Raw genomic sequence first — 25,010 nt, 5'->3', positions numbered from 1 at the left:
TGCTTTGCCATCGCTCAGCACAAGTTGATTTTACCTTATTCCGTCCTTAAGCCTTTTAAAGGTTGTAGTAGTGCTGCACCAATCGACTGATAACTAATGGTGATAATGGCTATAGTCAAGGCAATGCATGATGCTATCGCAAATATTCCCCACCCTATAGTAATGTGATATGCGAAATCTTGAAGCCATCGGTTCATTAAATACCAACCAATCGGAATTGCAATACAGATGGATATGAATATCAACTTCATGAAATCGAGCGTAAGCAATTGATATATACTTTTGAAAGGAGCACCCAATACCAAACGTATGCTGATTTCTTTTTTGCGTTGTTCTACCATGAATGCAGATAATGCAAAGAGACCTAAACATGCTACAAATATTGCGAAGAGGGCAAAACTGTTGAATATTTTTCCCATGCGTTGCACATCATCATGCATACGTGTAAACTCTTGGTCTAAAAAGTTATAATTGATCGTTTGATTTGGAACATTTTTATTCCACACCCCTGTAATAGATGCCAATGCTTCATTAATGTTTCCCTTTTTCAACTTCAAGGAAACCGCTCCGTTGTCTTTACCGATTACTAGCGATAAAGAAGAAATATCCTCTTTCAAAGACTTAAAATGAAAATCATCAACAACCCCTATTATGGTAAAAGCTTGTCCGTTATTATCAACCTCTTTTCCTACTGGATCGGTTAATCCAAGCTCTTGCACCATTTTTGAATTGATGACGATAGAGTTAATAGAATCTAAAGCAAATTCCTTCGAAAAGTCCCTTCCTGCATTTAGCTTTAATCCTAAGGTTTTTATATAATCATAATCAACCCTCCAAATTTGTGCAGGTATACCTCTACCTTCATTACCCTCATTGGCTTTTCTAAATGTATTTCCGTTTCTACTAGCCCCATCAACCGGTAAATAATTGGTTACTGTAGCGCTTTTTACCTGAGGTAATTCTAACAATTGTTCTTTGAAGGCATCCATACGATTTCGCAAAATTCCTGCACCTTCAAGTATGACCACTTGCTCTTTATCATACCCTAGTTCCTTCTTTAGGATATAGTCCATCTGCTGATAAATGATCAAGGTGCCAATTATTAATATGACCGACGTAGTAAATTGAAAAACCACTAGACCACTTCTCAGTTTTCCGCTTTTTCCACCAATACTAAGACTTCCTTGTAACACATTAACCGGTTTGAAAGCCGATAAATAAAATGCAGGATATAACCCGGCAATAGCTCCAACTAAAAGTGATGCAATTAAAAGTATCGGTAAAAACCACCATGCCGACCATGGCATTGTAATCGTTTTGGCTGCAATAGTATTAAACGATGGAAGTAACAACCATGCAAGCAGTACGCCCAACACAAATGAAATAATACTGAACAAAACAGATTCGGTCAGAAATTGAGCTATTAGATTATGCTTAAATGCACCTATGGTTTTTCTGAGGCCTACTTCCTTTGCCCTATTAGCCGACTTTGCTGTAGATAGATTAATGAAATTAATAATCGCTAACAATAACACAAACCCAGCAATTGCGGCAAATAACCACACAAAACGAATATCGCCATGCTTTAAGCCATCTGCCATTTTAATATCAGATCGTAAATGAATATCGGTTATGGGTTGTAACTTATATTCGATAGTTCTGAGAACTTCAATAAAATCTGGCGCTCGACCACGGTTTAATTGTGCGGGAATCACATAATCTTCAATAATAGAAAGCATCTTTTTTTCCAATTGCGAAATATTGGTATTGGCATCTACCAAAACATATGTGAAGTAATTTTGATTGGTCCAACTCATACGGGTGTCTTCTATAGGAAGTAGAAAATCGAAATTAAGGTGTGAGTTTTTTGGAATATCTTTCATGATACCCGTTACGGTATAGGGCTTAGAGGTATCGTCATCTAGAATTATGGTTTCGCCAATTGCTTTCCCATTTTTAAAATATTTATCTGCCTTGGTTTTAGAGATGACAATACTCTTAGGGTTCGTTAATGCTGTTACCTTATTCCCCTGCTCTAATTGAATTTCTAAAATATCGAATGCCTCTTGGTCGGCCAGTATAAAACCTTCTTCAAAATTATTTTGAACTTCGCCTTCTAAGTGCATAGCGTGTTTACCAGCGCCAAATATTTCAATGGTATTTACCTTACCCGCTTTTAATATTTCTGGGAAATCGGCTTCTAAGGCATCCGCTAAAGGCAATTGAAAATGGGTGCTTTTCATAAGCTCTCCATTAAACATACCTTGCATGACTACCCTGTAAATTTGATTTTTATTCTCGTAATGCTGATCGTAACTGACCTCATTCCTGATAAACAAGGCTATTAATAAGCAGGCAGCTATACCAACGGCAAAACCACCAATTTTAATGGTGGTAAATAGCTTATCTTTTTTGATGCTTCGCCATGCTATTTTAATGTGATTTTTAAACATGATTCTCGTTTTTTGATGATTGATGATGCGGTGAAATTCACCTTATATTTTTTTACTTCATTCGGAACGCAAACTTTTAACAGGGTTTACTATAGCGGCTTTTATACTTTGGTAGCTTACCGTTAGAACAGAAATTAAAACCGCTAAGAATGCTGCCAATACAAATACCCACCAAGGAATGTTTATACGATATGTAAAATCTTCTAACCACTTGTTCATTACAAACCATCCTAGTGGTAAAGAAATTAATATGGCAATACCTACCAGTTTTAAGAAATCTACTGTAAGTCTCATGGATATTTGACTTACACTGGCACCCAAAACTTTACGTACGCCAATTTCCTTAATTCGTTTTTCTGCATTAAATGCTGCCAATCCAAAAAGACCCAAACAGGCAATTAAAAGGGAAAGGACGGTGAAAATGATGAAAATATTACCTAATCTTCGCTCACTTTGATAGGTGTTATTAAAGGCATCCTCCATGAAATAATAATCAAAAGGTTCACCAGGAACTATAGTATTCCAAACACCTTCAATTCGTGAAATGGCGTTATTGAAATCACCTGCCTGAATTTTTACAGCTAAAGCATAGGCGCTTCCTCCTAAATGAAGACTCACTGCATCTATATCTTCTTTCAAAGAAGCAATATGAAAGTCTTTGACAACCCCGATTATGGTATAATATTCTGGATTATTTGAATCGAAATCAGGTGTGTATCGTTTGCCGAGGGCTTCTTTCGGACTTAATTTCATAATTCTTACTGCTGCTTCGTTGACTATAATAGTGGTTGAATCATTTCCGAAATTTTTGTCAAAATTACGGCCAGCTACGAGTTCAAAACCCATAGTAGAAACATAATCATAGTCAACCGCCCATGTCTGCATGCTTACTGCATTCTCTTGATTTGTACCCCCTTCTTCAGGACTAAAAGTAGAATCACTTCGACTAGAAGGCGTCGGGAAAAAACTACTTAACGTAGCATCTTTTACAAAACTCAATTGTTTTACCTGCTCTTTTAAGGAGGAAACCTTATCGCCTGCAGTATACACATCATTAATAATCAAGACCTGATCTTTCGAGAACCCCAGATCCTTACCTTGTATATAATTTAACTGTTGATAAACCACCAAAGTACTCACGATTAAAAAGACCGAAATAGCGAATTGAAAAACAACTAGTGAATTTCTTATACCTCCGCCACCAACATTACTTCCATTTCCTCCTTTTAAAACCTTAACAGGCATAAAACGCGACATAAAAAAAGCTGGATAACTGCCAGAAAATAAAGCTAATAATACAACTGAGCTCAATAAGGTCATCCAAAAAATAGGGCTTGTAAAAGGAATTGAAATATCCTTATTCGCTAATGTGTTAAAAAAAGGTAATGCAATTACAACAAAAACAATAGCGAGTAGTAAGGAGAGAAAAGATATTAACCCTGACTCTACCAAAAACTGTCGTACTAAATCTACCTTATTAGATCCCAAAGTTTTTCTTACCCCAACTTCTTTTGCTCTTTTTAGTGAGTGTGCCGTAGAGAGGTTCATAAAATTTACACTGGCTAAAACAATAAGAAATACAGCTATAAAAGACAGTATATAAATGCTTTGAATATCGTTATTAGCACTAACCTCAGCTACCCTTTGAGATTTTAAATGAATGTCGGTCAACGGCATCGTACTATAAATTAAATGGTTGCCAGACTCCTTAAATTGTTCTTCGGTTATTCCCGGCATAAATTGTTGTATCCCCGGAATTACATATTTGCCCAAAAATCCACGTAATTGCTCCTGTATTTCAGTAGCCTTAACCGTGGGTATTAATTTTATATATGTTTGATAGTTATTACTGCCCCAATTAATCTCTTTGGCATCATCATTTCCTTCCATTGATTCAAAAACAGAATGGTCTCTTAAGAAAGAATTCTGTGGAAAATCATCAATTACCCCTACAACAGTATAGTTCTCCTCATTATTAAGAACCAAATCTTGCCCTACAGCATTGCCAACTTCAAAATGTTTTTCAGCAGCTGTTTTTGTTAGTACTAGTGTATTTGGGTTTTTCAAAGCCGTTTTAACATCGCCAGCTAATAGTTCTACCCCGAACATTTCAAAAAAACTAGCGTCTACAAAAGTGGTCTGCTCTTCTTTTACATTTGCTTGGCCATCTGCTTTACGAACCAATGCACTGCCTCGTGTTCTAAATCTAGTGACCAATTCAATTTCAGAAAAATCATTTATTAATGCTTCTGCCATAGGAGCAGGAGTTACGGCAAACTCCCTTGCATCGCCACCAAACTTTATATCTGAATGCACTCTATGAATACGGTCGGCATCTACAAACATCTTATCATAACTCATTTCATCATAGATATATAATGATATAAGTAATGCCCCAGCCATACCAATAGCTAGACCAAACGTGTTAAGAAAGGTAAAAAAGGGTTGCTTTTTTAAGCTTCTCCAAGCGATTTTGATATAGTTTCTAAACATGATTCTCGTTTTTGATGATTGATTGATACGGTGAAATTCACCTTATATTTTTTTACTTCATTCGGTACGTAAACTTTTTACAGGGTTAGCTTTAGCTGCTTTTAAAGCTTGAAAACTTATCGTTAACAATGCAATTGTAATTGCAATTGTGCCCGCTATAATAAAAGCCCAAGCGTTTATAGAAATTCGGTACGCATAACCTTCAAGCCAATTTTGCATAAGTAGCCATGCAATTGGGCTGGCAATTAATATCGCGATAACGACCAACCTCATAAAATCTTTTGACAATAAGCCAACAATACCTGTAATACTTGACCCTAAAACTTTACGAACGCCAATTTCTTTTCTGCGTTGGTCTGCAGTAAACGCAGACAACCCAAACAAACCTAAACAAGAGATAATAATGGCGAGTAAAGCAAAGATTTGAGAAAGGCTTCCTATTAATTTTTCGCTTTTAAATTTGGCGTTGTACGTATCATCTACAAATTCATATTCAAAAGGAAATGCAGGATTATGTTTCTTTAGCACCGTTTCCATTGTTGACAATGCTGTAGCGGTTGCTATACCTTCCTTCGCTTTTACATATAGAAAACGCGCTTCACCATGGTAATTAAAAAATATTACTGGGTCACTTGACCCATACATATCGTCATATAAATAGTCTTTGACTACCCCAATTACAGCATAGTCATTCTCAATTGTTTTACCAATTGCGCTGCCAGTTCCCATTAGTTTTGCAAAAGACTCACTTACTATCAGATTAGTGCTGTCTTGAGCAGGATTCGTACTAAAACCTCTACCTTCAAGAATTGTCATCCCTGCAGTTTTGAAAAAATCAGAGCTTATATATCGTGTAGAGACTAACACATCTTCTGTGTTAACACCGCCCTGCCATTCTAAACCAGATGTATTATTCCCACCCGATAGAATATCTGAATTGTTAAGCCCAAGACTTTCTATCATACCAGATGCCTTCATATCTTGTGCTATGGGATTGAAGTTCTTTATAATATCTCCCTTTACCGGTATTTTAACCAAGTTTTCTTTGTCGTATCCTAAATCTCTTCCTTTGACATGCTGAACTTGTTGATAGACAATGATGGTACTAATAATGAAGACAATGGAGACCACAAATTGAGTAGCTACCAATCCTTTTCGAATGAATGGCGCACTACCTTTTGATATACGCGAACCCTTTAACACATCTACAGGCTTAAAAGAAGATAAATAGAATGCTGGATACCAACCTGCAATAAGCCCACAAATCAAAGTGATACCCACTAAGGTCAATATATGAACCGGATTCGCTAAACTTAAATCTAATTGTTTATCAATAAGCGAATTGAACTGCGGAATAAGAAGTTTCAACAGTACTATGCTCAATGCTGCCGATAACGTTGCAGTAATTACTGCTTCTGCCATAAACTGAGATATCAATCCTTTTCTGCCTGAGCCCAACACTTTTCGAACTCCTACTTCATTAGCTCTCTTTTCACTTCGTGCAGTTGCAAGATTCATAAAATTAACACATGCTATCAATAGTATAATAATGGCAATGAGACTGAAAAGGCGCACATATATTATTTGTCCTCCAATATTTTTACCGCCCTCAAAATTTGACCTTAAATGCCAATCTTTCATTGGATGAAGAAATGCATATGCTTCATCATCTTCCGTTTTTGCGGGAAGAATCTTTTGTACTTTAATGTTTACAGTTTCAAAATCTGCTTCTGGTGAAAGTTCAATAAATGTATCTGAGAAATTAGACCCATAACTTAGCATCCAATCTTTACCTATCGCGAATCTCTCAAAAGGTGCAACCCAGTCAAAACTATAGGTTACATTGTTTGGCAGGTCTTCAAAAACCCCAGAAATAGTATAGTTAGTGTCATTATTTACCCTAAGAACCTTACCAACTGCAGAACCATTTTTTCCATAAAGTTGCGTAGCTGTTTTCTGGGATATAATAATTGCATCAACCTCATTGAAAGCTGTCTCTAAATTACCTTCCACAAAAGAAAGACTGAACATACTAAGAAAATCGGGGTCAGCATATCTGCCATTTTTATTAATAGATTTATCATCGACCTGCAACAACAAATCATCCCTTTTAGTTCTAGCCGACCCTACAATACCTGGCACTTCCTCTTTTAATACTTGTGCTAACGGCCCAGGTGTTGCTTGAAAAAATGTTCTCCATTCTCCATCATACTGTTGATTGGTAGGCACATAATAAACTACATCTTGCTTTGCGAAATTTTGATCGTAGCCTACTTCATCCTCCACCCAAAGTAAAATCATTGCGGCACAGGTAATACCAATGGCTAAGCCAAAAATATTAAGCAAGCTATATCCTTTATTTTTCCAAAGATTTCGCCAAGCGATTTTAATATAGTTTTTAAACATGGTGCTCGTTTTTTGATTGATTTCAAAATTAAAATCCGTGATTAAGGGATAAGTTTGGTTGGTTTGGTTGGTTTGGTTGGTTGGTTTGGTTTGGTGTTGATTGATGAATAAACTCTCCCTATTAAATCATTGCGCCTATAGCCCTATTTTGACTTTCGGTTACTATTTGACCATCGAATAGATTAACTACTCTATGAGCAAAATGAGAATCGTGATCTGAGTGTGTAACCATTACTATTGTGGTTCCTTCTTGGTTTAATTCTGTTAATAGGTTCATTACCTCCAAACCATTTTTAGAATCTAAATTACCCGTAGGCTCATCGGCTAATATTAATTTTGGATTCGTAACAACCGCTCTTGAAATGGCAACACGTTGCTGTTGACCACCAGATAATTGCTGTGGAAAATGTTTTTCTCTATGTGCAATTTTCATACGTTCAAGTACTTTCATTACTTTTTCTTTTCGCTCAGCCTTACCCATTTTCAAATAGATTAACGGCAGCTCTACATTTTCAAATACGGTAAGTTCATCGATTAAATTAAAGCTTTGAAATACGAAGCCTAAATTACCTTTTCGTAATTGGGTACGCTGACTTTCCTTTAAGCCACCTACTTCATTACCCGCAAAATTATAACTGCCATCGGTAGGGTTATCTAACATACCTATGATATTTAAAAGTGTTGATTTACCACAGCCTGAAGGTCCCATTATAGCGACAAATTCGCCATCCTCTACTTTTAGGTTGACACTGTTCAATGCCAAGGTTTCTACTTCTTCTGTTCTAAAACTTTTTTTAAGATTCGTAATGGTTATCATTTTCGATTAATTTTAATTGTTATTTAAAAGACACCTTAACTATGCTAGATGTGACAGTTATTTTTATTTTAATATGATTCTTTCGGCCTCTCCGAAATTATCATAGTTGCTGGTAATTACCTTTTCTCCTGATTCTAATCCTTCTAATACCTCATAGTATCTAGAATTTTGTTTTCCTATTCGAATATTTCTCTTAATAGCCTCTCCACCGTCGGGTCCTACAACAAAAATCCATTGTCCGCCAGTACTTTGAAAAAAGCTTCCTTTTGGTAATAATAATGCATCGTTAGATTCCCCTAATTGCAATTTGATGTTATAACTCTGACCTGAACGTATGGTTTCTGGTTTGTTATCCGTAAAAACCAAGTCTACTTTAAATCGACCATTTCTAACTTCTGGGTATACTTTTCGTAATCGTAATGGGAACTCAGAACCATTACGCTCCAGTACCGCAACTAAATCTCTTTTTACACGATCAATATAATGCTCGTCAATATCAGCCTCAATTTTATAATCGGTCAATACATTTATCTGACCTATACGTTGCCCTTGAGCTATATTTTGACCAATTTCTGCATCTAAAAATCCTAATTGACCATCTGCGGGAGCACGAACATTTAAATGATCTAGACGTTGGTATACCATGCCTAAAGTTTTTTGCATACGGTCTAAATCGGTATCCAATCCTTTTAGAGATGTTTCGCGTAATTCATCATCTTGTACGGTTTGTACCTTAATGATTTCATGCTGCTTTTGAGATAATTCGTAATTTTCTTTTGACAGTTGAAACGCTTCTTTTGATATTAGCTCATCATCATACAACGCTTTGTTCTGCTCATAGTTTCTTTTAAGTCGCTGTAAATCTGTTGATGTCGTCGCCAATGATCTTCTACCTTCTACTTGTCTTGAATCGAAATTCATTTTTGTAGACCTTAAATCGTTTTGTTTTAATGCCAAATTACTTTCGCTTGCTAGAATCTGCTCATACAAGTTCATGTTTTCTAACTTTAGAATGATATCTCCTTTTTTGACAATTGCACCCTCTTCAATCAATTTCTCACTCACACGGCCACCTTCATAAGCATCCATATAAATAGTAGCGATTGGAGCTACATTACCATTAATAGTAATATAGTCATCAAATTTACCTGCCGACACTTCTGCAATTGACAGCTTATCTTTTTCTGTTCTAAAGGTTGAAACAGAATTTGAGAATAAAAGTTGATATCCTACAAACAGCACCAATACCCCTATAGCGATGTACCCAAAATGCTTGGGTTTAAGTCCTTTTTTCTTTTCTAATTTTATATCCATCTTTCGTGTTAATCTTTCTAGTTTATATTAAATACTGGTAATCCTCTGTAAAAATCTAAAGTACTTTTATTGATTTCTGAACGAAGCTTAACCTGTAAATTTTCATTTTGAGCACTGGCGTATAAATTCTTTGCCGTGAATAATTCAAGTGCATTTATCATCCCTTTCTCATATCGTTTTTGAGCAATTGTAAATGCCAGGTTTTGTGCTTCCATTTTTTGATTACTCTGAACCAATTCTACTAAAAGTGAATTATAATCTTGCACCAATTTCTGAATGGCCTGAAATAATTCTTGCTCTTGTGTCTTTAAATTATTCTCTGCTCTTAGACGTTCTATTTTAGATTGCTTTACCCTTGATCGTGCAGACCAGCCATTACTAATAGGAACATTTAAATTTACTCCAATATACTGCGAGGTATTATCTCTAAACTGTTCTCTAAAAGGCAATGTATTACCCAAGGTATCTCGCGTAGTTTCAAAATAACCTGTGCCTATACCTGCAAATAATGATAGTGATGGATAAAGTCTGCCTCTTGAAACCGCTACCTGCTTTTTAGCTGCTTTAGCTCTCAATTCTTGCGCTTTAATCATAGGTAAAAATTCACGCGCCTCACTATATATAGTATCGGATTCAATCTCTTCATTGCCTAAATCATTGGCTATCTCGGCTAAATCTTCCTGTATTACAATATCAGAAACATTCTCTAAATTCATTTCTTGTATTAAGGCTAGCTTAGCGGCGGCTAATTGATTCTTACTTTGGGTGACATTCAACTTATCTGTTAATAAAAGAGACTCTGCTTCGTATAAATCAGCGCCCGCCTTTAATCCCAATTCTATCTGTTTTCCTACTAAATCATAGTTCGATTGGGAAACATTTAATTGCTCGTTTGAAATTTCAACTAAGCCTTTAAAAAACTGGATATCATAAAAAGCTTGCATGACCCTAAATGCCAACAAGTATTTTTGCTGCAATACTTCTTCTTGTGTAGCCTTATATAAAAATTTTGATGCTTTAATGGAATTGATTTTCTGAAATCCTTGAAATAAATCAATCGACGATTCTAGAGAATAATTGTTAGAATAAAAATCTTGATTGACAAAGGTTCCCGTATTCGGATCTTCAGCTCTACCAAAACTGATATTATAATTAGCACTTGCATTTACAGATGGTAATAAATTACGAATCGATTGTCTGTATGTTTCTCTATTGGATTGATCCGTATATTCAAAATCATTAAGTTGTAAATTATGTTCTAAGGCAAAAGATACACACTCATCTAAAGTCCACGTTTCTTGGGCTATAACAGAACTCCAAATGGAGAACAGCAAAATGGTTGTTATTTTTATTTTTTGATTCATTTCTATATTGGTATGCCATACACTATACTATATGCGTGCCATAACAGTAACTCATTGATTTTCAATATTTTATTTATAATTTAAATTATAATTATACTTGTGACTGTAAAAATGTTGTACAGATATTGTAAAATATTTTTACACTTTTATTAATATACAATCTTCTATATGTAGTTTTAAATAAGTTAATTGATTTCTCAAATGACCGAAGCAAAAATTTTAGTAGTTGATGATACGAAAAGTGTTCTGAGCGCTTTAGAAATATTATTACAATTCGAATATAAAAGTGTTCAAACAATTTCAAATCCGAATCTTCTTTCATCATTCCCCAATCTCAAAGAAATAGATATCATATTATTGGATATGAATTTCTCAGCGGGAGTGAACACAGGTAATGAAGGCCTATATTGGTTGCGAGAAATTAAAAAGAAAGCACCCCATATTTCTGTAATTATGATGACTGCTTATGGAGCCATTGAACTTGCTGTAGAAGCACTAAAAGAAGGGGCGACAGATTTTATATTAAAACCTTGGAATAATGAACGGCTCTTAACTACGGTTAAATCTGCTTACGAACTTCGAAAATCTCAGAAAGAAGTACAACATCTAAAGCAGAAAGAGAGTAACCTGAAACAGGTTATTAATCAGAACACAAATTATATCATTGGGAATTCAAAAGCCCTAAATAGTGTTCTTAGCCTTGTTCAAAAAGTTGCTAAGACTGATGTCAATATTTTGGTTACCGGTGAAAATGGAACAGGAAAAGAACTAATTGCGAGAGAACTTCATAAATCTTCTGCTAGAAATAATGAGGTTTTCATATCTGTAGATATGGGTTCTATTTCAGAAAATTTATTTGAAAGTGAGCTTTTCGGACATGTAAAAGGATCCTTTACAGATGCAAAAGAAGACCGAGCTGGTAAGTTTGAAGCAGCAAATGGCGGTACTTTATTTTTAGATGAAATAGGAAACCTCTCTTTACAGATGCAGGCTAAGTTATTATCGGTGATTCAAAACAGGGTTGTAGTGCGTGTGGGGTCTAATAAAACGATTGCTGTAGATATTCGGCTAATCTGTGCTACCAATTGTAATTTAGACCAAATGGTAGCAGATGGCCTGTTTCGAGAAGATCTTTTATATAGAATCAATACCATACAAATAGAAGTACCTGCTCTTAGAGACCGTGATGGAGATGTTTTAATTCTATCTGATTTTTTCTTGAAAAAATTTGCTTATAAATATGGCAAGCCAAGTTTGAAAATTAATCAATCTGCCCAAGAAAAATTAATGGATTATGCTTGGCCCGGTAATGTTAGAGAGCTATTGCATACTATGGAGCGTGCAGTAATACTTTCCGAAGGTAACGTGTTAAAATCTACAGATTTTCTATTGGAAACTAAAACATCTTTTTCTATAGAAGATGGACCAAAAACTTTAGAAGAAATGGAGTTAATTATGATAACAAAAGCACTGAACGAAAATGAGGGAAATTATAGCGCAGCTGCAGAACAATTAGGCATATCTAGACAGACCCTTTATAACAAACTAAAAAAATCAGGTAAATAATGGTCAGCAAAAGTATTTACTACCAACTTATTTTCCGAATCATTTTAATTGCAATTTGTGCGCTGTTTGTGGGCTTTCTCTTTTTTAAAGAGCAATACATACTTTGTGGCCTGCTTGGCTTAGTTTTCATTGGCCTGACATATAGCTTAGTCTATTACGTAAACCAAACCAACAGAAAGATTGCCTATTTCTTTGATGCTATAAAAAATGAGGATTTCACGCTACGTTTTCCTGAGAAGCTTAGTGTAAAATCAATGGAAGAGCTTAATCATAGCTTGAATATGTTGAACACTATGATTCAAGATATTCATTTAAAAAAGCAAGCGCAGGAACAGTATTATCAAGAAATTTTAAGGCAAGCAGATATTGGCATATTTACTGTAAATGATAAAGGGCATATTTTATATGCTAACCCTACCGTGCAAAACCTTCTAAACTACAGACCACTTAATCATGTTAAACAATTAAAACAGATAGACCCTAAACTGTATGGTCTTTTTGAAAATCTAGAACCGTTTGCAAGTACTTTATATTCCTTGGGTAACGAACGAGGTAAAAAAGAGCTTACCTTAAAATGTACACCCATTACCATTGAAGGAAAAAAACTTTTACTTGTTATTGTGCATGACATACAAAAAGAACTTGATGATAAGGAAACTGATTCTTGGGTAAAATTAATACGTGTTCTTACCCATGAAATTATGAACACCATTACACCTATTACCTCTATATCAGAGTCTATTTTAAAATATTTTAAAAAAGGAAATCAACTTTCGACCCCAGAAGAATTTGGTGAACTACAAATTAAGAATTCTGCTAAAGGGCTAGAAGTCATAAAAGAACAGGGTAATGATTTAATGAGTTTTGTCCAGTCATACCGAACCTTTCTAAGTGTTCCTGAACCTGATAGAGAATTGATTCCTGCCAAAAAAATACTAGAAAAGGTCAGATTACTTTTGCAAGAGTATACCAATGTTCACAATATTAGTTTAGAAGTCTCTTGTGAGCCTGATGACTTAGAACTTTATATTGATGAGAAACAACTCACGCAAATACTTTTAAACTTAGGTAAAAACGCACAACAAGCAATTGAAGAACAAGATGAGGGTAGTATTATCATAAAAGCAGGTATAAACCCACAAGAAAAAAAATATATAACAGTTACCGATAATGGCCCCGGAATTTCGACCGAACTTTTAGATGAGATTTTTGTTCCCTTTTTCACCACTAAAAATACAGGAACAGGAATAGGCTTAAGTCTAAGCAAACAAATTATGCGTTTACACGGTGGTTCAATTCGGGTGGTTTCTAATGAAACAACAACCTTTACCCTAACCTTTGAATGATTTTAAATATCTGCTTGTAGCTCAATAAAAGGATCCCAAAAATATTCTTCAAGATTTACAATTTGAAGGTCTTTTATTTTAACACCTTCACCTTCTAAAAGTTGCTGCATTAAATTGGTACCATCAAAATGATGTTTTCCGGTAAGAAGTCCGGCTTTATTGACGACTCTATGTGCGGGTATATCTTCCATATTATGTGAAGCGTTCATTGCCCAGCCTACCATTCTTGCACTTCTAGCAGCTCCTAAATATTTCGCGATTGCCCCGTAAGAAGTCACTCGTCCTTCAGGAATAAGTCGAGCTACTTGATATACTTTTTCAAAGAAATTTTCATTTTCAGGTTTCATGCTTACTTGAGCTTTAATTAAACAATCTAAAGCAAGTAATGATAAACAAAAGCAGCATTAATCCACTTAAAATATAGTTACTGTTTTTAGAGAACGAGCTAGTTTTATACTCCCATTTATTGAAATAGACAACATATAAATACATAGCCAAAAATGTGCCACTACCTGCCGCCAGTATAAATAAAACCTCATCTACTATTCTATAGGTCATAAAACCTTGCCCATGAAAAACAGTATTTAAACCACTGTAATAAGGGATCACCAAAAAATTTATTAATGCCAAAAACACCCCTTTAGAAAAGCTATTTCGCTTTTTAGTCTCTGCTAAGATTAACGGCTTATTATCTTGTTTTCTACCTTTTATAAAAAAGACCACTGCCAAAACAAAAAATACTAACAGTGCTATTTGTAGTAATACCTCAATTACATGCTGATTTCTTGAAATGTACTTGGCGATGCGAACTGCAACATAGGTTTGTAGCATTACCGCAATGGAAACACCTAGCGCAAAAATAATTCCATTCGACTTCCCTTTCTCTACACTAGTTTTAGCCGCATTTAAATTGAGTAAACCAGGTGGTAATGATGCAAAGAAAGCAGCACCAAAGGTGAAAACAAATAAAATTGGTAATTGTTGCATTATATCAGTTTACCTTGAACCTAATAAAGGTAATAGGTTTTCCCTTTTCAAGATACTGATTTTCGTAGAAAGTCTGTATTTCAAGTACTTCTTTCGGGCTCCCCTCATTCTTATAAACATCGTGATTGGCGTAAAGCACCTCTAAACCTAACCCATGAAGTAAACCTAAAGTATACCCATGCATGAATTCACTATCTGTTTTTAAATTAACAGTACCGTCAGGTTTTAAAACCTTTCTGTACCGCTTTAAAAACTCTTGGTTTGTCATGCGGTGTTTGGTACGCTTATATTTTATTTGAGGGTCAGGAAAAGTAATCCAGATTTCTGATACTTCTTGCTCACCAAAAATATGGTCGACCAATTCAATTTGCGTACGAATAAAAGTCACATTGGGTAAATTCTCTTCGATAGCGATTTTAGCACCTTTCCAAAAACGAGCTCCTTTTATATCAATACCAATAAAATTCTTGTTCGGAAACTTTTTTGCCAAGCCAACGGTATACTCCCCTTTTCCACAACCCAATTCTAAAACAATAGGATTATCGTTCTTGAAATGCGTATTCCACTTACCTCTCAATGAAAAACCACTAACTATTTCTTCTCTGGTTGGTTGTATTACGTTAGGAAAAGTTTCGTTTTCCTGAAATCGTTTTAATTTATTTTTACTTCCCACAGTTATCTATTGTAAACTGCAGCAAATTTAGGTAAAAAGAGAAGGCCACAGATTATTGCTTGTCCACTAATTGAGTGGAACTTTTTTCTAGGGTAAATGAAAATTCGGATCCTACCTCAACAGCACTTTCCACAAATATTTTTTCACCATGCGCTTCAATCACATGCTTAACGATGGCCAAACCTAAACCAGAACCGCCCTCGCGTCTACTTCCACTTTGATCAACCCTATAAAAACGCTCAAAAAGTCGGGGTATATGGACGGACGGTATACCTTCGCCATTATCCGTTACTCGTACAATTATCTTATTCTTAACCAAATTCTCAACACTCACCTCTGTTGTACCATTTTCATTACCATACTTTATCGAGTTCACCAACAGGTTTGTAAGTACTTGTTGAATTTTCTCTTTATCAGCAAATACCATGATGGGTTTAGGATAAGCAATATCAAACGTGAGGGTAATATTCTTTTTATCGGCTTTCATTTCCAACAAATCAAAAACACTTTGAATAAGCTCTATGATGTTAAATGATTGTTTCTCTAGCCGAAGGTCACCAACCTCTAACTTAGTAATAAGGTCAAGGTCTTTTACAATATAAATTAAACGGTCTACCGCTTTATTGGCCCTAAATATGTATTTCTTTCTAACACTTTTATCGTCAATAGCTCCATCCAACAACGTCTCTAAATACCCTTGTACGGTAAACAAAGGGGTCTTTAGTTCATGAGATACATTACCTAAAAAATCTTTTCGGTATTCTTCGCGAATCTTTAAAGTATCAATTTCTATTTTCTTGTCCTTAGCAAATTTTTCAATTTCTGCCGTTAACGTACGCATATCGGTCGTTACAGGATATGATGGTAAGGTGGAAGACTCCAATAGTTCCACATCATCATAGATTTTTTTAATCCGTTTGTAGATGAATTTATCGATTCTAATTTGAAGCGTGACAAAAGAAGTTAGAAAAATAGTCACTGCCGCCAAGGCCAATACTAACCAATTTAACATCCCAAAAACCCACAAGATAAGCGCCAAAACTATTGAGGCAATTACAGCGATGTATAATGATGAGCGATATGCAAAACGATACGATTTTTTAGAACGTAAGGAAGCTGCCATTTATAATACGAACTTATATCCTACTCCCTTTACCGTTTTAAAATGGTCTTCCCCAATCTTTTCACGAAGTTTTCTAATGTGCACATCAATAGTACGACCACCGACAACAACTTCATTACCCCAAACCCTATCAAGAATAACTTCTCTTTTAAAAACTTTACTTGGTTTAGAAGTTAATAGTGCAAGAAGTTCAAATTCTTTTCTAGGTAAAATAATTTCTACCCCTTTCTTAATAATCTTGTATTCTTCTCTGTTGATTACAATATCACCAACCTTAACAATATCTTCTTGGGTATTTTCTTCATTTTTAAGCCGTCTTAATAAAGCATTCACCTTACTGACCAATACTTTTGGCTTAATAGGTTTTGTGATATAATCATCTGCACCCGCATCAAAACCAGCAACCTGAGAATAATCTTCTCCTCTAGCAGTTAAAAACGTAATAATGGTATTTTCCATACCTGATGTTTTTCTTAAAATCTCGCAAGCCTCAATACCATCCATCTCAGGCATCATAACATCTAATATAATAAGATGGGGCATCTTCTTTTTGGCTTTAGCTACACCATCTGCACCATTCTTTGCGGTATATACATCATATCCTTCAGCAGTTAGATTATACGCTACAATCTCTAGGATGTCTGGTTCATCATCAACTAAAAGTATCCTAATGTCCTTCTTTTTCATGGTTTTCAAATTCGATTGATTCGCTCAAAAGTAAAGATAATACTATTACGACAACGTCAGTTAACATTGATTTAATGTAGTAACGTTTACATAACATTAACAAAATAAATGTTTAACCTATAGCTAACCTGACCTTTACAACTCCTCGTTTCCTTTGCCGCTGATTATAGAATCAATATATCTAATGAACAAATTACTTTTTTTTACTTTACTGTTTATCTCTATTAAATTAAGTGCGCAAGACACTGGAAGCATTGTTGGAAAACTTACTGACAAAGAAGTTAACGATGAACCTTTAGCATTCGCCAACGTATTATTAAAAGGAACGACTAAAGGAACCACATCAGATTTTGATGGATTATATGAAATATCAAGTATAGAGTCTGGAACGTATACTGTTTCATTCAGCTACTTAGGATATGAAACTGTTGAAATACCAAACGTTGAAGTTGTAGCCGGTAAAGTAACCACAATAGATGTACCCTTAAGTGCATCTCAAGGTGTTTCTTTAGATGAGGTAACTGTTACTACCGTAGCTCGCAAAGATTCTGAAACTGCTTTATTATTGGATCAGAAGAAAACGGTTACCCTTGAAACTGCCATCGGCGCACAAGAATTAGCTAGAAAAGGTGCTAGTGATGCAGCTACTGCAGTAAGTAAGGTAACTGGTATTTCTAAGGAAGAAGGCTCTGGTAATGTTTATGTTCGCGGACTTGGTGATCGTTTTAATATTACAACCCTTAACGGCCTACCACTGCCTTCTAACAATACTTCTAAAAAGAATATTGACCTAAGTATTTTCGGCACTAGCATAATAGAATCTATAGGAATAGATAAAACTTTTAATGCTAGTAATTATGGTGATTTTGGCGGAGCCAATATCAATATACTATCAAGAGATTATAATGGTTCTGGATTTTTAGAACTAACTGCTCAATCTGGCGTTAATACTGAGGCTATTGGTGTCGATAACTTCTATTTGAATAATGGTCCAGATTTTTCAGGATTTTACAACTCGGCTATTCCGAATAATCCATTTTCAAATACTTTCTCAACCAGTTGGGATAGAGAACAGAGTGCAACGCCTATAAACTCAAGCTTCTCCCTAAAAGGAGGAGACTCATATAACCTAGGTGAAGAAACACGATTAAACTTCTTTGCCGTGGGATCCTTTGGTAATGACAATGCTTATAGACAAGGTGTCAATAGAGGTGCCCCGAATGTTGGGAACGGCTTACCAAATTCAGATTTTGATTATGAAAGATTTAGCTACAATACATCTACGACCTTAATGGGTAATGTAGGATTAAGATTGGGAACAAAATCTAGATTTAAATACAATTTTTTAATGTTAAACAATTCGAGTCAAAAACAGGAAGAATTTAATGGTATAATTGACCGCGAAGATGATGCACCAGAAGGCGGTGGATTTATTCAGAGATCAACTTATGATAGAACTACACTATATATTCACCAACTTTTGGGAGCGCATAATTTTGGTGAAAACCTAGAAGTCAACTGGGGAGGTGCTTATAACTATGTTAAGAATGTTATTCCTGACAGAAGACAAAATACATTGTTACCTGTACGAAATAATCAACCAGAAGGTCCAAAATCATTTGCACTTGTTTCAGCAGCATCTGAAAATCATAGATTCTATCAAGAATTAGATGAAGAAGAGATTGCCGCCAATATTTCAACAACTTATAAGTTTGAGAAGAATGATGATGACGAGTTCAATGGCAAACTTACATTAGGATATAATGGTAGATTTAAAAATGTAGATTTTGATGCTACACAATTCAATTATCAATTTCTAAAAGTTAATGAACAACCAATTGTCGACCCTAGAAATATTGATGCTTATTTTGAACAAAATCCGTTAAGTTCAGGATTATATCAAATAAGAACTTTTAGAGGTCCGGCTTCATTTGCAGATGCTATACTTCCTCAAACATTTGGCGGAGAGCAACAAATAAATGCGGCATTCATTACTCTTGAATACAATTTTTCACCACAATTCACTTTGTTCGCAGGTGCACGTGGCGAACAAATTAAACAAGACATAACTTGGAATACCGTTATACAAGGTGAAGGGAATAATAATTTAGATATTTTCGAATTCTTACCATCGTTAGCGCTTAAATACTCCTTAAATGATAAGCAAAATTTACGATTTGCTTCGAGTAGAACTTATACTTTACCCCAATTTAAAGAACGTGCTCCTTTCTTGTTCCAGGAGGAGATAAATCAAGATTCGTTTGGAAATCCAGATTTAAAAAACTCAATTAATTACAACTTTGATGTGCGCTGGGAGTTATTCCCTTCAGCTAGTGAACTTGTTTCTTTTGGGGTTTTCGCAAAGTTTATTCAAGATCCAATCAACACTTTCTTAGTTGTATCTGCCGCAAACGATTTAAGCTATGCGAATACTGGTGATAGTGCCACTGCTTTTGGTGCAGAACTAGAACTTCGTTTAAATGTTATAGAAAAAGAAAAGGAAACCGAAAATGCATTCTTGAAAGAAACACTAAGTTTTGGAGGTAACGTTTCTTACTTAAAAACAAATCAAGAACTAGATTCTCAAAAAGTTGCTAATGAAACTAGTTTATCTGCTGCATTTACAAATACCGAAGCTCCTTTACAAGGTGCATCAGATGTACTTATAAATGGTGATTTAAGCTATTACCTAGAATTTTCTGAAGAAAAAAATATTAGATCTACGCTTGCCGCCAACTATTTCTCAGAGCGTCTTTTTGCTCTAGGAAGTACTGGTAGAGGTCATTTAATGGATAAAGGATATGTTACTCTAGACTTAATCTCAAAAGTAGAATTCGGAAAACACATTGGAGTTGGCTTAAACTTAAAAAACTTATTAAACCCATTAATTGAAAGAGTTAATGAAAATGCTGAAGGCAAACTAGATTTAGTCAATCCTGCGGTTCCAGGATTTCTAGAAGATGGCCCTGTAACTGTTTTATCTTATAAAAGAGGAATGGATCTATCTCTTTCATTTACCTATAGCTTTTAAATTGAATACCTAACTAATTAAACATAAGTCTCAATTAAAATTAAAATTTGTAATTATGAAAAAAACAATTTTCACTTTAATGCTAGGTCTATCTACAATGGCTTTCGTAGCCTCTTGTTCAGATGATGACACTATCCCAACCAATGAGCCAACGTGTTCAGATGGTATTAAAAATGGAACAGAAACAGGTGTAGATTGCGGTGGAACATGCACTGCTTGTGAATCAGAAACAGCTGAATTAAATGGAGATGTGACCGAGAACACAACCCTTGATGCTTCTAAATCTTACAGTCTTACTGGCGCATATGTTGTTAAGTCTGGTTTTTCATTAACAATTCCTGCTGGAACAACCATTAAAGCTGCTGGTGGAACTGCGGCGTTCGTAGGTGTTGAAAGAGGTGCACAAATTTTCATTAACGGAACAGCTTCAGCTCCTGTAATTATGACCTCTGGCGCTGCTAGTCCTGCTGCTGGTGACTGGGGTGGACTTGTAATAGCTGGTGATGCTCCAACTAATAAAGGTGCAGACGTTACTACTGAAGTAGGTGATTTAACTTATGGAGGTTCAAATTCATCTGATGATTCTGGTGATATTACTTATCTAAGAGTTGAGTACACTGGCGCTACATTTTCCAACGACAAGGAATTTAATGGCGTTTCACTATTCGGAGTTGGTTCTGGTACCACCTTCGAATATGTTCAATCTTTCAATGGTGGAGATGACGGTATAGAGTTTTTCGGTGGTTCTGTTACAGGTAACAACTTAGTATCTATAGGAAGTGGAGATGATTCAATCGACTTCGCTGACGGTTGGGTAGGTAGTGGATCTAACTGGTATATTTCCGGTGGCGCAAAAGCTGGTATCGAAGGTTCTAACAATGGTGATGATGGTAATGCTACTCCTGTTACTACAACAACATTAAGCAATATTACAGTTGTTGGTCCTGTAAGTGAAGGTGCCTTATATTTCAAAGAAGGTGGTGGTAATTTCACGATTGACAATTTCTATATCAGTGGTGCAGATTTAGGTATTAAAGTTAAGGATACCGATGTTGAAGCAAACGCTAGAATAGAGGCTGATGATTTAGCAATAACCAATATTCAATTTGCTGATACTCCTGCTGAATTTTCAGCAACTGACTTTGTAGGTATAAACTTAGATTTTTACACTGAAGGTTTAGCTACTGGTGCTGGTAATGGTGCAGCTGCTCCTGACTGGGCTGCTGGTTGGACAACTGGATTAAGTAATAGTGCTGCTTCTACTCAACAAAATTTAGCTGGTGAAGTTACTGGAGATGTTTCTTTAGATGCAAGTATAGAATATATTCTTACAAGCGGTTTTGTAGTTAAAACTGGTGGTTCTTTAACAATACCTGCAGGTACTTTGATTAAAGCTACTGGTGGTACTGCTGCTTTCGTAGGTGTTGAGAGAGGTGCTCAAATTTTCATTAACGGAACAGCTTCGGCTCCCGTTGTAATGACATCTGGCTCAGATACACCTGCTGCAGGCGACTGGGGCGGACTTGTAATAGCTGGAAACGCAGCTACTAATAAAGGTGTTGATGTAACTACAGAAGTTGGTGATTTAACTTACGGTGGAACTGAAAATGATGATGATTCTGGAGATATCACTTATTTAAGAGTTGAATACACTGGTGCTACTTTTTCTAATGACAAAGAGTTTAACGGAGTATCTTTATTTGGAGTTGGATCAGGAACTAAATTCGAAAACGTAGAATCTTACATGGGAGGTGATGATGGTATCGAATTCTTCGGTGGAGCAGTTGACGGAATTAACTTAGTATCTATAGGAAGTGGAGATGATTCAATTGACTTCGCTGATGGATGGACAGGTAATGGTACAAACTGGTATATTAAAGATGGTGCTAAAGCTGGTATCGAAGGTTCAAACAATGGAGATGACGGAGATGCTACTCCTGTAACTACAACTACTTTAACCAATATTACTGTAGTAGGTCCTGTTTCTGAAGGAGCACTTTACTTCAAAGAAGGTGGTGGTTCATTTACAATAACTAATTTCTACACTTCAGGTGTTGATTTAGGAGTTAAAGTTAAAGATACAGATGTTGAAGCAGGGGTTCGAATTGAAGCTAATGCTTTAACAATTAATCCTATACAGTTTGATAGTCCTGCAACTGATTTTGTTCAAACTGATTATACAGGTGCAAATACAACTTTCATTACTACAGGTGATAACACTGGTGCTGGTGCTGGTGCAGCTGAACCAACTTGGGCAGCTGGCTGGACTGTAGGCATCAATTAATAAATGCAGTTGATTTTTAATAAAAAGCCCGCAAATTGCGGGCTTTTTTGCATTTCATCGAAAAATTTAAAAGAATAGGTCTATCACCTTGACATTCAGGAATCAATATTCATATATTTGTGGTATACAATTTGTATTGTAGTAGCGTATGAAGCACATTTACTTAATCATCTTTTTTCTTTTTATCTCCTTCAGCTATGGTCAAAGCACCAAAAGCAATGGGGATATTGATGGTTTTAGCATGTACCCAAATCCGGTTACTACTGGTAAAGTTTATATCTCCACTAATCTCAACGCACCTAAGGAAATTTTTATCTATGACGTTTTCGGCACCTTATTGCTAAAAACAACCATACTAGGTAAAGAATTAAATCTTACAGATTTAGATGCAGGTGTTTATGTTTTACGTGTTTTTGAAAAAAATAAAATTGCTACACGTAAATTGATTGTCAAATAGCATTATTCCTGATTTTACTTCTACACAACCTAATAATCCACATCGTCGAAATACACTTATTTCCGTTGAATTACAACACCTATCTCATTGACCTACAAAATCTTAGCTTTCACAACATTTATAAACAGCCTATATAGCTTATAAGTACTTTTATCTCGTTGATCCCAAATCAATTAGAAATGAAGAAAATCTATTTTTTGCTATTTATGTTAGTTTCTGTCGGCCTTTACGCTCAAGATACCATTGATATCAATAACCTACAGAATGGTGAGATTGCCGGTTTCAAATTATATCCGAACCCTGTACTTGCAGACGTCGTCTATGTGACGACCGAGAAAAATAATCTAAAAGAAATTAAGATTTATGATGTATTTGGAGAATTGGTACTCACCGATAGGCTATCTACCAAAGCAATGAATATTTCTCGTCTGTCACCTGGCGTATATGTTGTTCAGGTAACGGAGAACGATAAATCAATTACTAGAAAATTGGTCGTAAAATAATACTCCCTACTTAATTTAGTTACTAAACCCTTAAAATAATTTCGTTCAGTACCTTTGCTTCAACCATAAAATATTCATGGAGCAAAATGCTATTTTCGATATACGAACAGAAAGGGAGTTTCTAACCCATGCACTGCGTATTTTTAAATATCAGTACGGGAATAACACAATATATCATTCGTTTTGCGAGTATTTAAAAGTAAAACCTGAATCGGTCAACTCTTTAGACCAGATACCCTTTTTACCCATTGAATTTTTTAAATCGAAGAATGTAGTCAGTAATGACAACGAAGCTGAAATTACCTTTACCAGCAGTGGTACAACGGGTAACGAAACCAGTAAACATTTCGTTACCGACTTAAGCCTTTACGAAGACAGTTATTTACAAGCTTTTAAACATTTTTACGGAAATATAGAAGACTATTGTGTTTTAGCGCTTTTACCCTCGTATTTAGAAAGAACCGGTTCATCATTGATTTATATGGTAGAAGATTTGATTAGAAAATCGAATCATCCAAAAAGTGGTTTCTTTTTAAATGAATATGAGCAACTACACCAACTTTTACTTGAGCTTCAAAAAACTGAAACTAGAATTTTAATTATTGGAGTTTCCTTTGCCTTATTAGAGTTTACCGAGCAATATCAACTATCACTTCAGAATACCATAGTTATGGAGACTGGTGGGATGAAAGGCCGTCGTAAAGAGATCGTACGACAAGAATTACATCAATTACTAAGTGCTGGTTTCGGAGTAACCGAAATACACTCGGAATACGGTATGACGGAATTATTATCTCAAGCATACTCAAAAGGAAATGGCGTATTCGATTGCCCTGCTTGGATGAAGATTTTAGTTCGCGATACTGAAGATCCTCTTAGTTATTTAAAAACAAGCAAATCTGGCGGAATAAATGTTATTGATTTAGCAAACATTAATTCGTGCTCTTTTATTGCTACACAAGATTTAGGTAAAATCAATGAGGATGGTACTTTTGAAATTATCGGAAGATTTGATAATTCTGATATTAGAGGATGTAATTTAATGGTACTTTAATTTTTACTCAGCTCATAATCTAAACCAGGTCCGTCACAAGCCATCCACAAGCTAGAAATCATCTTAGAAGACCTATATATTAAAATTTCCTTATCATCTCCTGTGCAATTTCCTATTATATCATAGTCCATGTCATAGGTGAGCTCTAAATAATGTTCTACATCGTTTTCAAACTCTACAACCTCAAAAGTTCCAATAGCTTCTATAACAACCTCACCAACAGTTCGTGATTTCAGGAAATTTCCTTCTGGAGAAAATATGTAATATTCTTGCCATTCCATATCACTTCCGGTAGTTTCAGAATTCTCGAAACTACCTGTCATTTTAGTTAATTCCCACTTTTGTTCCGAAAAAACAAACTGAGTAGACTCCAATCCGAAATCATCTTCATTAGAACATGAAATAATTGTAAACAACAATAACGTTAAAGCAGCTATTTTTCTCATAAAACG

General features: G+C 35.3%; 19 protein-coding genes. 7 read left to right on the top strand and 12 right to left on the bottom strand.

Going from position 1 to position 25,010, the window contains the following annotated elements; genetic code table 11:
• Positions 1-35: 35 nt before the first annotated feature.
• The 6 genes from AAC084_RS02865 to AAC084_RS02840 all read right to left on the bottom strand — a co-directional run bounded on the left by AAC084_RS02865 (position 36) and on the right by AAC084_RS02840 (position 10,847).
• Positions 36-2,453 carry an ABC transporter permease gene (locus tag AAC084_RS02865; RefSeq protein WP_339836627.1) on the bottom strand — a complete coding sequence of 806 codons (2,418 nt, stop codon included), beginning with the start codon at positions 2,451-2,453 and terminating at the stop codon, positions 36-38.
• A 57-nt stretch (positions 2,454-2,510) separates the two neighbouring features.
• On the bottom strand, positions 2,511-4,946 hold the full coding sequence (locus AAC084_RS02860; protein WP_339836625.1) for an ABC transporter permease: 2,436 nt from the start codon (positions 4,944-4,946) through the stop codon (positions 2,511-2,513).
• Between the two features lie 57 nt (positions 4,947-5,003).
• Positions 5,004-7,352, bottom strand: a complete 2,349-nt coding sequence (locus AAC084_RS02855; RefSeq protein ID WP_339836622.1) for an ABC transporter permease — start codon at positions 7,350-7,352, stop codon at positions 5,004-5,006.
• 121 nt (positions 7,353-7,473) lie between these two features.
• Positions 7,474-8,169, bottom strand: coding sequence for an ABC transporter ATP-binding protein (locus AAC084_RS02850; protein ID WP_339836619.1), 696 nt, complete (start codon positions 8,167-8,169; stop codon positions 7,474-7,476).
• 63 nt (positions 8,170-8,232) lie between these two features.
• Positions 8,233-9,483, bottom strand: coding sequence for an efflux RND transporter periplasmic adaptor subunit (locus AAC084_RS02845; protein WP_339836616.1), 1,251 nt, complete (start codon positions 9,481-9,483; stop codon positions 8,233-8,235).
• A gap of 17 nt (positions 9,484-9,500) precedes the next feature.
• A complete protein-coding gene (locus tag AAC084_RS02840) occupies positions 9,501-10,847 on the bottom strand; it encodes a TolC family protein (protein WP_339836613.1) in 1,347 nt (448 codons plus the stop codon).
• A gap of 201 nt (positions 10,848-11,048) precedes the next feature.
• On the opposite strand from AAC084_RS02840, the gene AAC084_RS02835 reads away from it, so the two are divergent.
• Both AAC084_RS02835 and AAC084_RS02830 read left to right on the top strand, forming a co-directional pair.
• The gene (locus AAC084_RS02835) at positions 11,049-12,413 is read left to right on the top strand and encodes a sigma-54 dependent transcriptional regulator (RefSeq protein WP_339836611.1); all 1,365 of its coding nucleotides are present in this window, start codon (positions 11,049-11,051) and stop codon (positions 12,411-12,413) included.
• A complete protein-coding gene (locus AAC084_RS02830) occupies positions 12,413-13,759 on the top strand; it encodes an ATP-binding protein (RefSeq protein ID WP_339836608.1) in 1,347 nt (448 codons plus the stop codon). The genes AAC084_RS02835 and AAC084_RS02830 overlap by 1 nt, the downstream gene beginning before the upstream one ends.
• A 2-nt stretch (positions 13,760-13,761) precedes the next feature.
• Here the strand turns inward: AAC084_RS02830 and AAC084_RS02825 are convergent, their stop codons facing one another.
• From AAC084_RS02825 to AAC084_RS02805, 5 genes are read right to left on the bottom strand one after another with little or no spacing between them, the layout of a single operon-like run.
• Positions 13,762-14,106: an MGMT family protein gene (locus tag AAC084_RS02825; protein ID WP_339836605.1), complete on the bottom strand. Its 345-nt coding sequence runs from the start codon at positions 14,104-14,106 to the stop codon at positions 13,762-13,764.
• A gap of 13 nt (positions 14,107-14,119) precedes the next feature.
• Positions 14,120-14,746, bottom strand: a complete 627-nt coding sequence (locus AAC084_RS02820; RefSeq protein WP_339836603.1) for a LysE family transporter — start codon at positions 14,744-14,746, stop codon at positions 14,120-14,122.
• Between the two features lie 4 nt (positions 14,747-14,750).
• On the bottom strand, positions 14,751-15,419 hold the full coding sequence (gene trmB, locus AAC084_RS02815; RefSeq protein WP_339836601.1) for a tRNA (guanosine(46)-N7)-methyltransferase TrmB: 669 nt from the start codon (positions 15,417-15,419) through the stop codon (positions 14,751-14,753).
• Between the two features lie 52 nt (positions 15,420-15,471).
• Positions 15,472-16,542, bottom strand: coding sequence for an ATP-binding protein (locus tag AAC084_RS02810; RefSeq protein ID WP_339836598.1), 1,071 nt, complete (start codon positions 16,540-16,542; stop codon positions 15,472-15,474).
• Positions 16,543-17,229, bottom strand: a complete 687-nt coding sequence (locus AAC084_RS02805) for a response regulator transcription factor (protein WP_339836596.1) — start codon at positions 17,227-17,229, stop codon at positions 16,543-16,545.
• Between the two features lie 184 nt (positions 17,230-17,413).
• Here AAC084_RS02805 and AAC084_RS02800 point away from each other — a divergent pair, with 184 nt between their 5' ends.
• From AAC084_RS02800 to AAC084_RS02780, 5 genes are all read left to right on the top strand, one after another.
• Entirely contained in the window at positions 17,414-20,260 is a 2,847-nt protein-coding gene (locus tag AAC084_RS02800) for a TonB-dependent receptor (protein WP_339836593.1), read from the top strand.
• Between the two features lie 55 nt (positions 20,261-20,315).
• Positions 20,316-22,544, top strand: a complete 2,229-nt coding sequence (locus AAC084_RS02795) for a hypothetical protein (protein WP_339836591.1) — start codon at positions 20,316-20,318, stop codon at positions 22,542-22,544.
• 148 nt (positions 22,545-22,692) lie between these two features.
• Positions 22,693-23,001 (top strand): T9SS type A sorting domain-containing protein, encoded by a 309-nt coding sequence (locus AAC084_RS02790; RefSeq protein WP_339836589.1) that lies wholly within the window; start codon positions 22,693-22,695, stop codon positions 22,999-23,001.
• Between the two features lie 179 nt (positions 23,002-23,180).
• Positions 23,181-23,504, top strand: a complete 324-nt coding sequence (locus tag AAC084_RS02785; RefSeq protein ID WP_339836587.1) for a T9SS type A sorting domain-containing protein — start codon at positions 23,181-23,183, stop codon at positions 23,502-23,504.
• 76 nt (positions 23,505-23,580) lie between these two features.
• Positions 23,581-24,558 (top strand): acyl transferase, encoded by a 978-nt coding sequence (locus tag AAC084_RS02780; RefSeq protein WP_339836586.1) that lies wholly within the window; start codon positions 23,581-23,583, stop codon positions 24,556-24,558.
• Here the strand turns inward: AAC084_RS02780 and AAC084_RS02775 are convergent.
• Positions 24,555-25,004, bottom strand: coding sequence for a hypothetical protein (locus AAC084_RS02775; RefSeq protein ID WP_339836585.1), 450 nt, complete (start codon positions 25,002-25,004; stop codon positions 24,555-24,557). The genes AAC084_RS02780 and AAC084_RS02775 overlap by 4 nt on opposite strands.
• Positions 25,005-25,010 lie beyond the last annotated feature (6 nt).

This window comes from uncultured Maribacter sp. (genome assembly GCF_963977385.1).
GTDB lineage: Bacteria > Bacteroidota > Bacteroidia > Flavobacteriales > Flavobacteriaceae > Maribacter.
The sequence above is the reverse complement of the archived record's forward strand: the minus strand, read 5'-3'. Positions and strand labels throughout refer to the sequence as shown.

Excerpts from the sequence above, each read along its gene's own strand:
- AAC084_RS02785 (WP_339836587.1), top strand. The coding sequence starts at position 23,181 with ATGAAGAAAATCTATTTTTTGCTATTTATGTTAGTTTCTGTCGGCCTT.
- AAC084_RS02865 (WP_339836627.1), bottom strand. The coding sequence starts at position 2,453 with ATGTTTAAAAATCACATTAAAATAGCATGGCGAAGCATCAAAAAAGAT.
- AAC084_RS02795 (WP_339836591.1), top strand. The coding sequence starts at position 20,316 with ATGAAAAAAACAATTTTCACTTTAATGCTAGGTCTATCTACAATGGCT.
- AAC084_RS02845 (WP_339836616.1), bottom strand. The coding sequence starts at position 9,483 with ATGGATATAAAATTAGAAAAGAAAAAAGGACTTAAACCCAAGCATTTT.
- AAC084_RS02840 (WP_339836613.1), bottom strand. The coding sequence starts at position 10,847 with ATGAATCAAAAAATAAAAATAACAACCATTTTGCTGTTCTCCATTTGG.
- AAC084_RS02805 (WP_339836596.1), bottom strand. The coding sequence starts at position 17,229 with ATGAAAAAGAAGGACATTAGGATACTTTTAGTTGATGATGAACCAGAC.
- AAC084_RS02775 (WP_339836585.1), bottom strand. The coding sequence starts at position 25,004 with ATGAGAAAAATAGCTGCTTTAACGTTATTGTTGTTTACAATTATTTCA.
- AAC084_RS02855 (WP_339836622.1), bottom strand. The coding sequence starts at position 7,352 with ATGTTTAAAAACTATATTAAAATCGCTTGGCGAAATCTTTGGAAAAAT.
- AAC084_RS02860 (WP_339836625.1), bottom strand. The coding sequence starts at position 4,946 with ATGTTTAGAAACTATATCAAAATCGCTTGGAGAAGCTTAAAAAAGCAA.
- AAC084_RS02810 (WP_339836598.1), bottom strand. The coding sequence starts at position 16,542 with ATGGCAGCTTCCTTACGTTCTAAAAAATCGTATCGTTTTGCATATCGC.
- AAC084_RS02835 (WP_339836611.1), top strand. The coding sequence starts at position 11,049 with ATGACCGAAGCAAAAATTTTAGTAGTTGATGATACGAAAAGTGTTCTG.
- AAC084_RS02780 (WP_339836586.1), top strand. The coding sequence starts at position 23,581 with ATGGAGCAAAATGCTATTTTCGATATACGAACAGAAAGGGAGTTTCTA.
- AAC084_RS02850 (WP_339836619.1), bottom strand. The coding sequence starts at position 8,169 with ATGATAACCATTACGAATCTTAAAAAAAGTTTTAGAACAGAAGAAGTA.
- AAC084_RS02825 (WP_339836605.1), bottom strand. The coding sequence starts at position 14,106 with ATGAAACCTGAAAATGAAAATTTCTTTGAAAAAGTATATCAAGTAGCT.
- AAC084_RS02820 (WP_339836603.1), bottom strand. The coding sequence starts at position 14,746 with ATGCAACAATTACCAATTTTATTTGTTTTCACCTTTGGTGCTGCTTTC.
- AAC084_RS02790 (WP_339836589.1), top strand. The coding sequence starts at position 22,693 with ATGAAGCACATTTACTTAATCATCTTTTTTCTTTTTATCTCCTTCAGC.
- AAC084_RS02800 (WP_339836593.1), top strand. The coding sequence starts at position 17,414 with ATGAACAAATTACTTTTTTTTACTTTACTGTTTATCTCTATTAAATTA.
- AAC084_RS02830 (WP_339836608.1), top strand. The coding sequence starts at position 12,413 with ATGGTCAGCAAAAGTATTTACTACCAACTTATTTTCCGAATCATTTTA.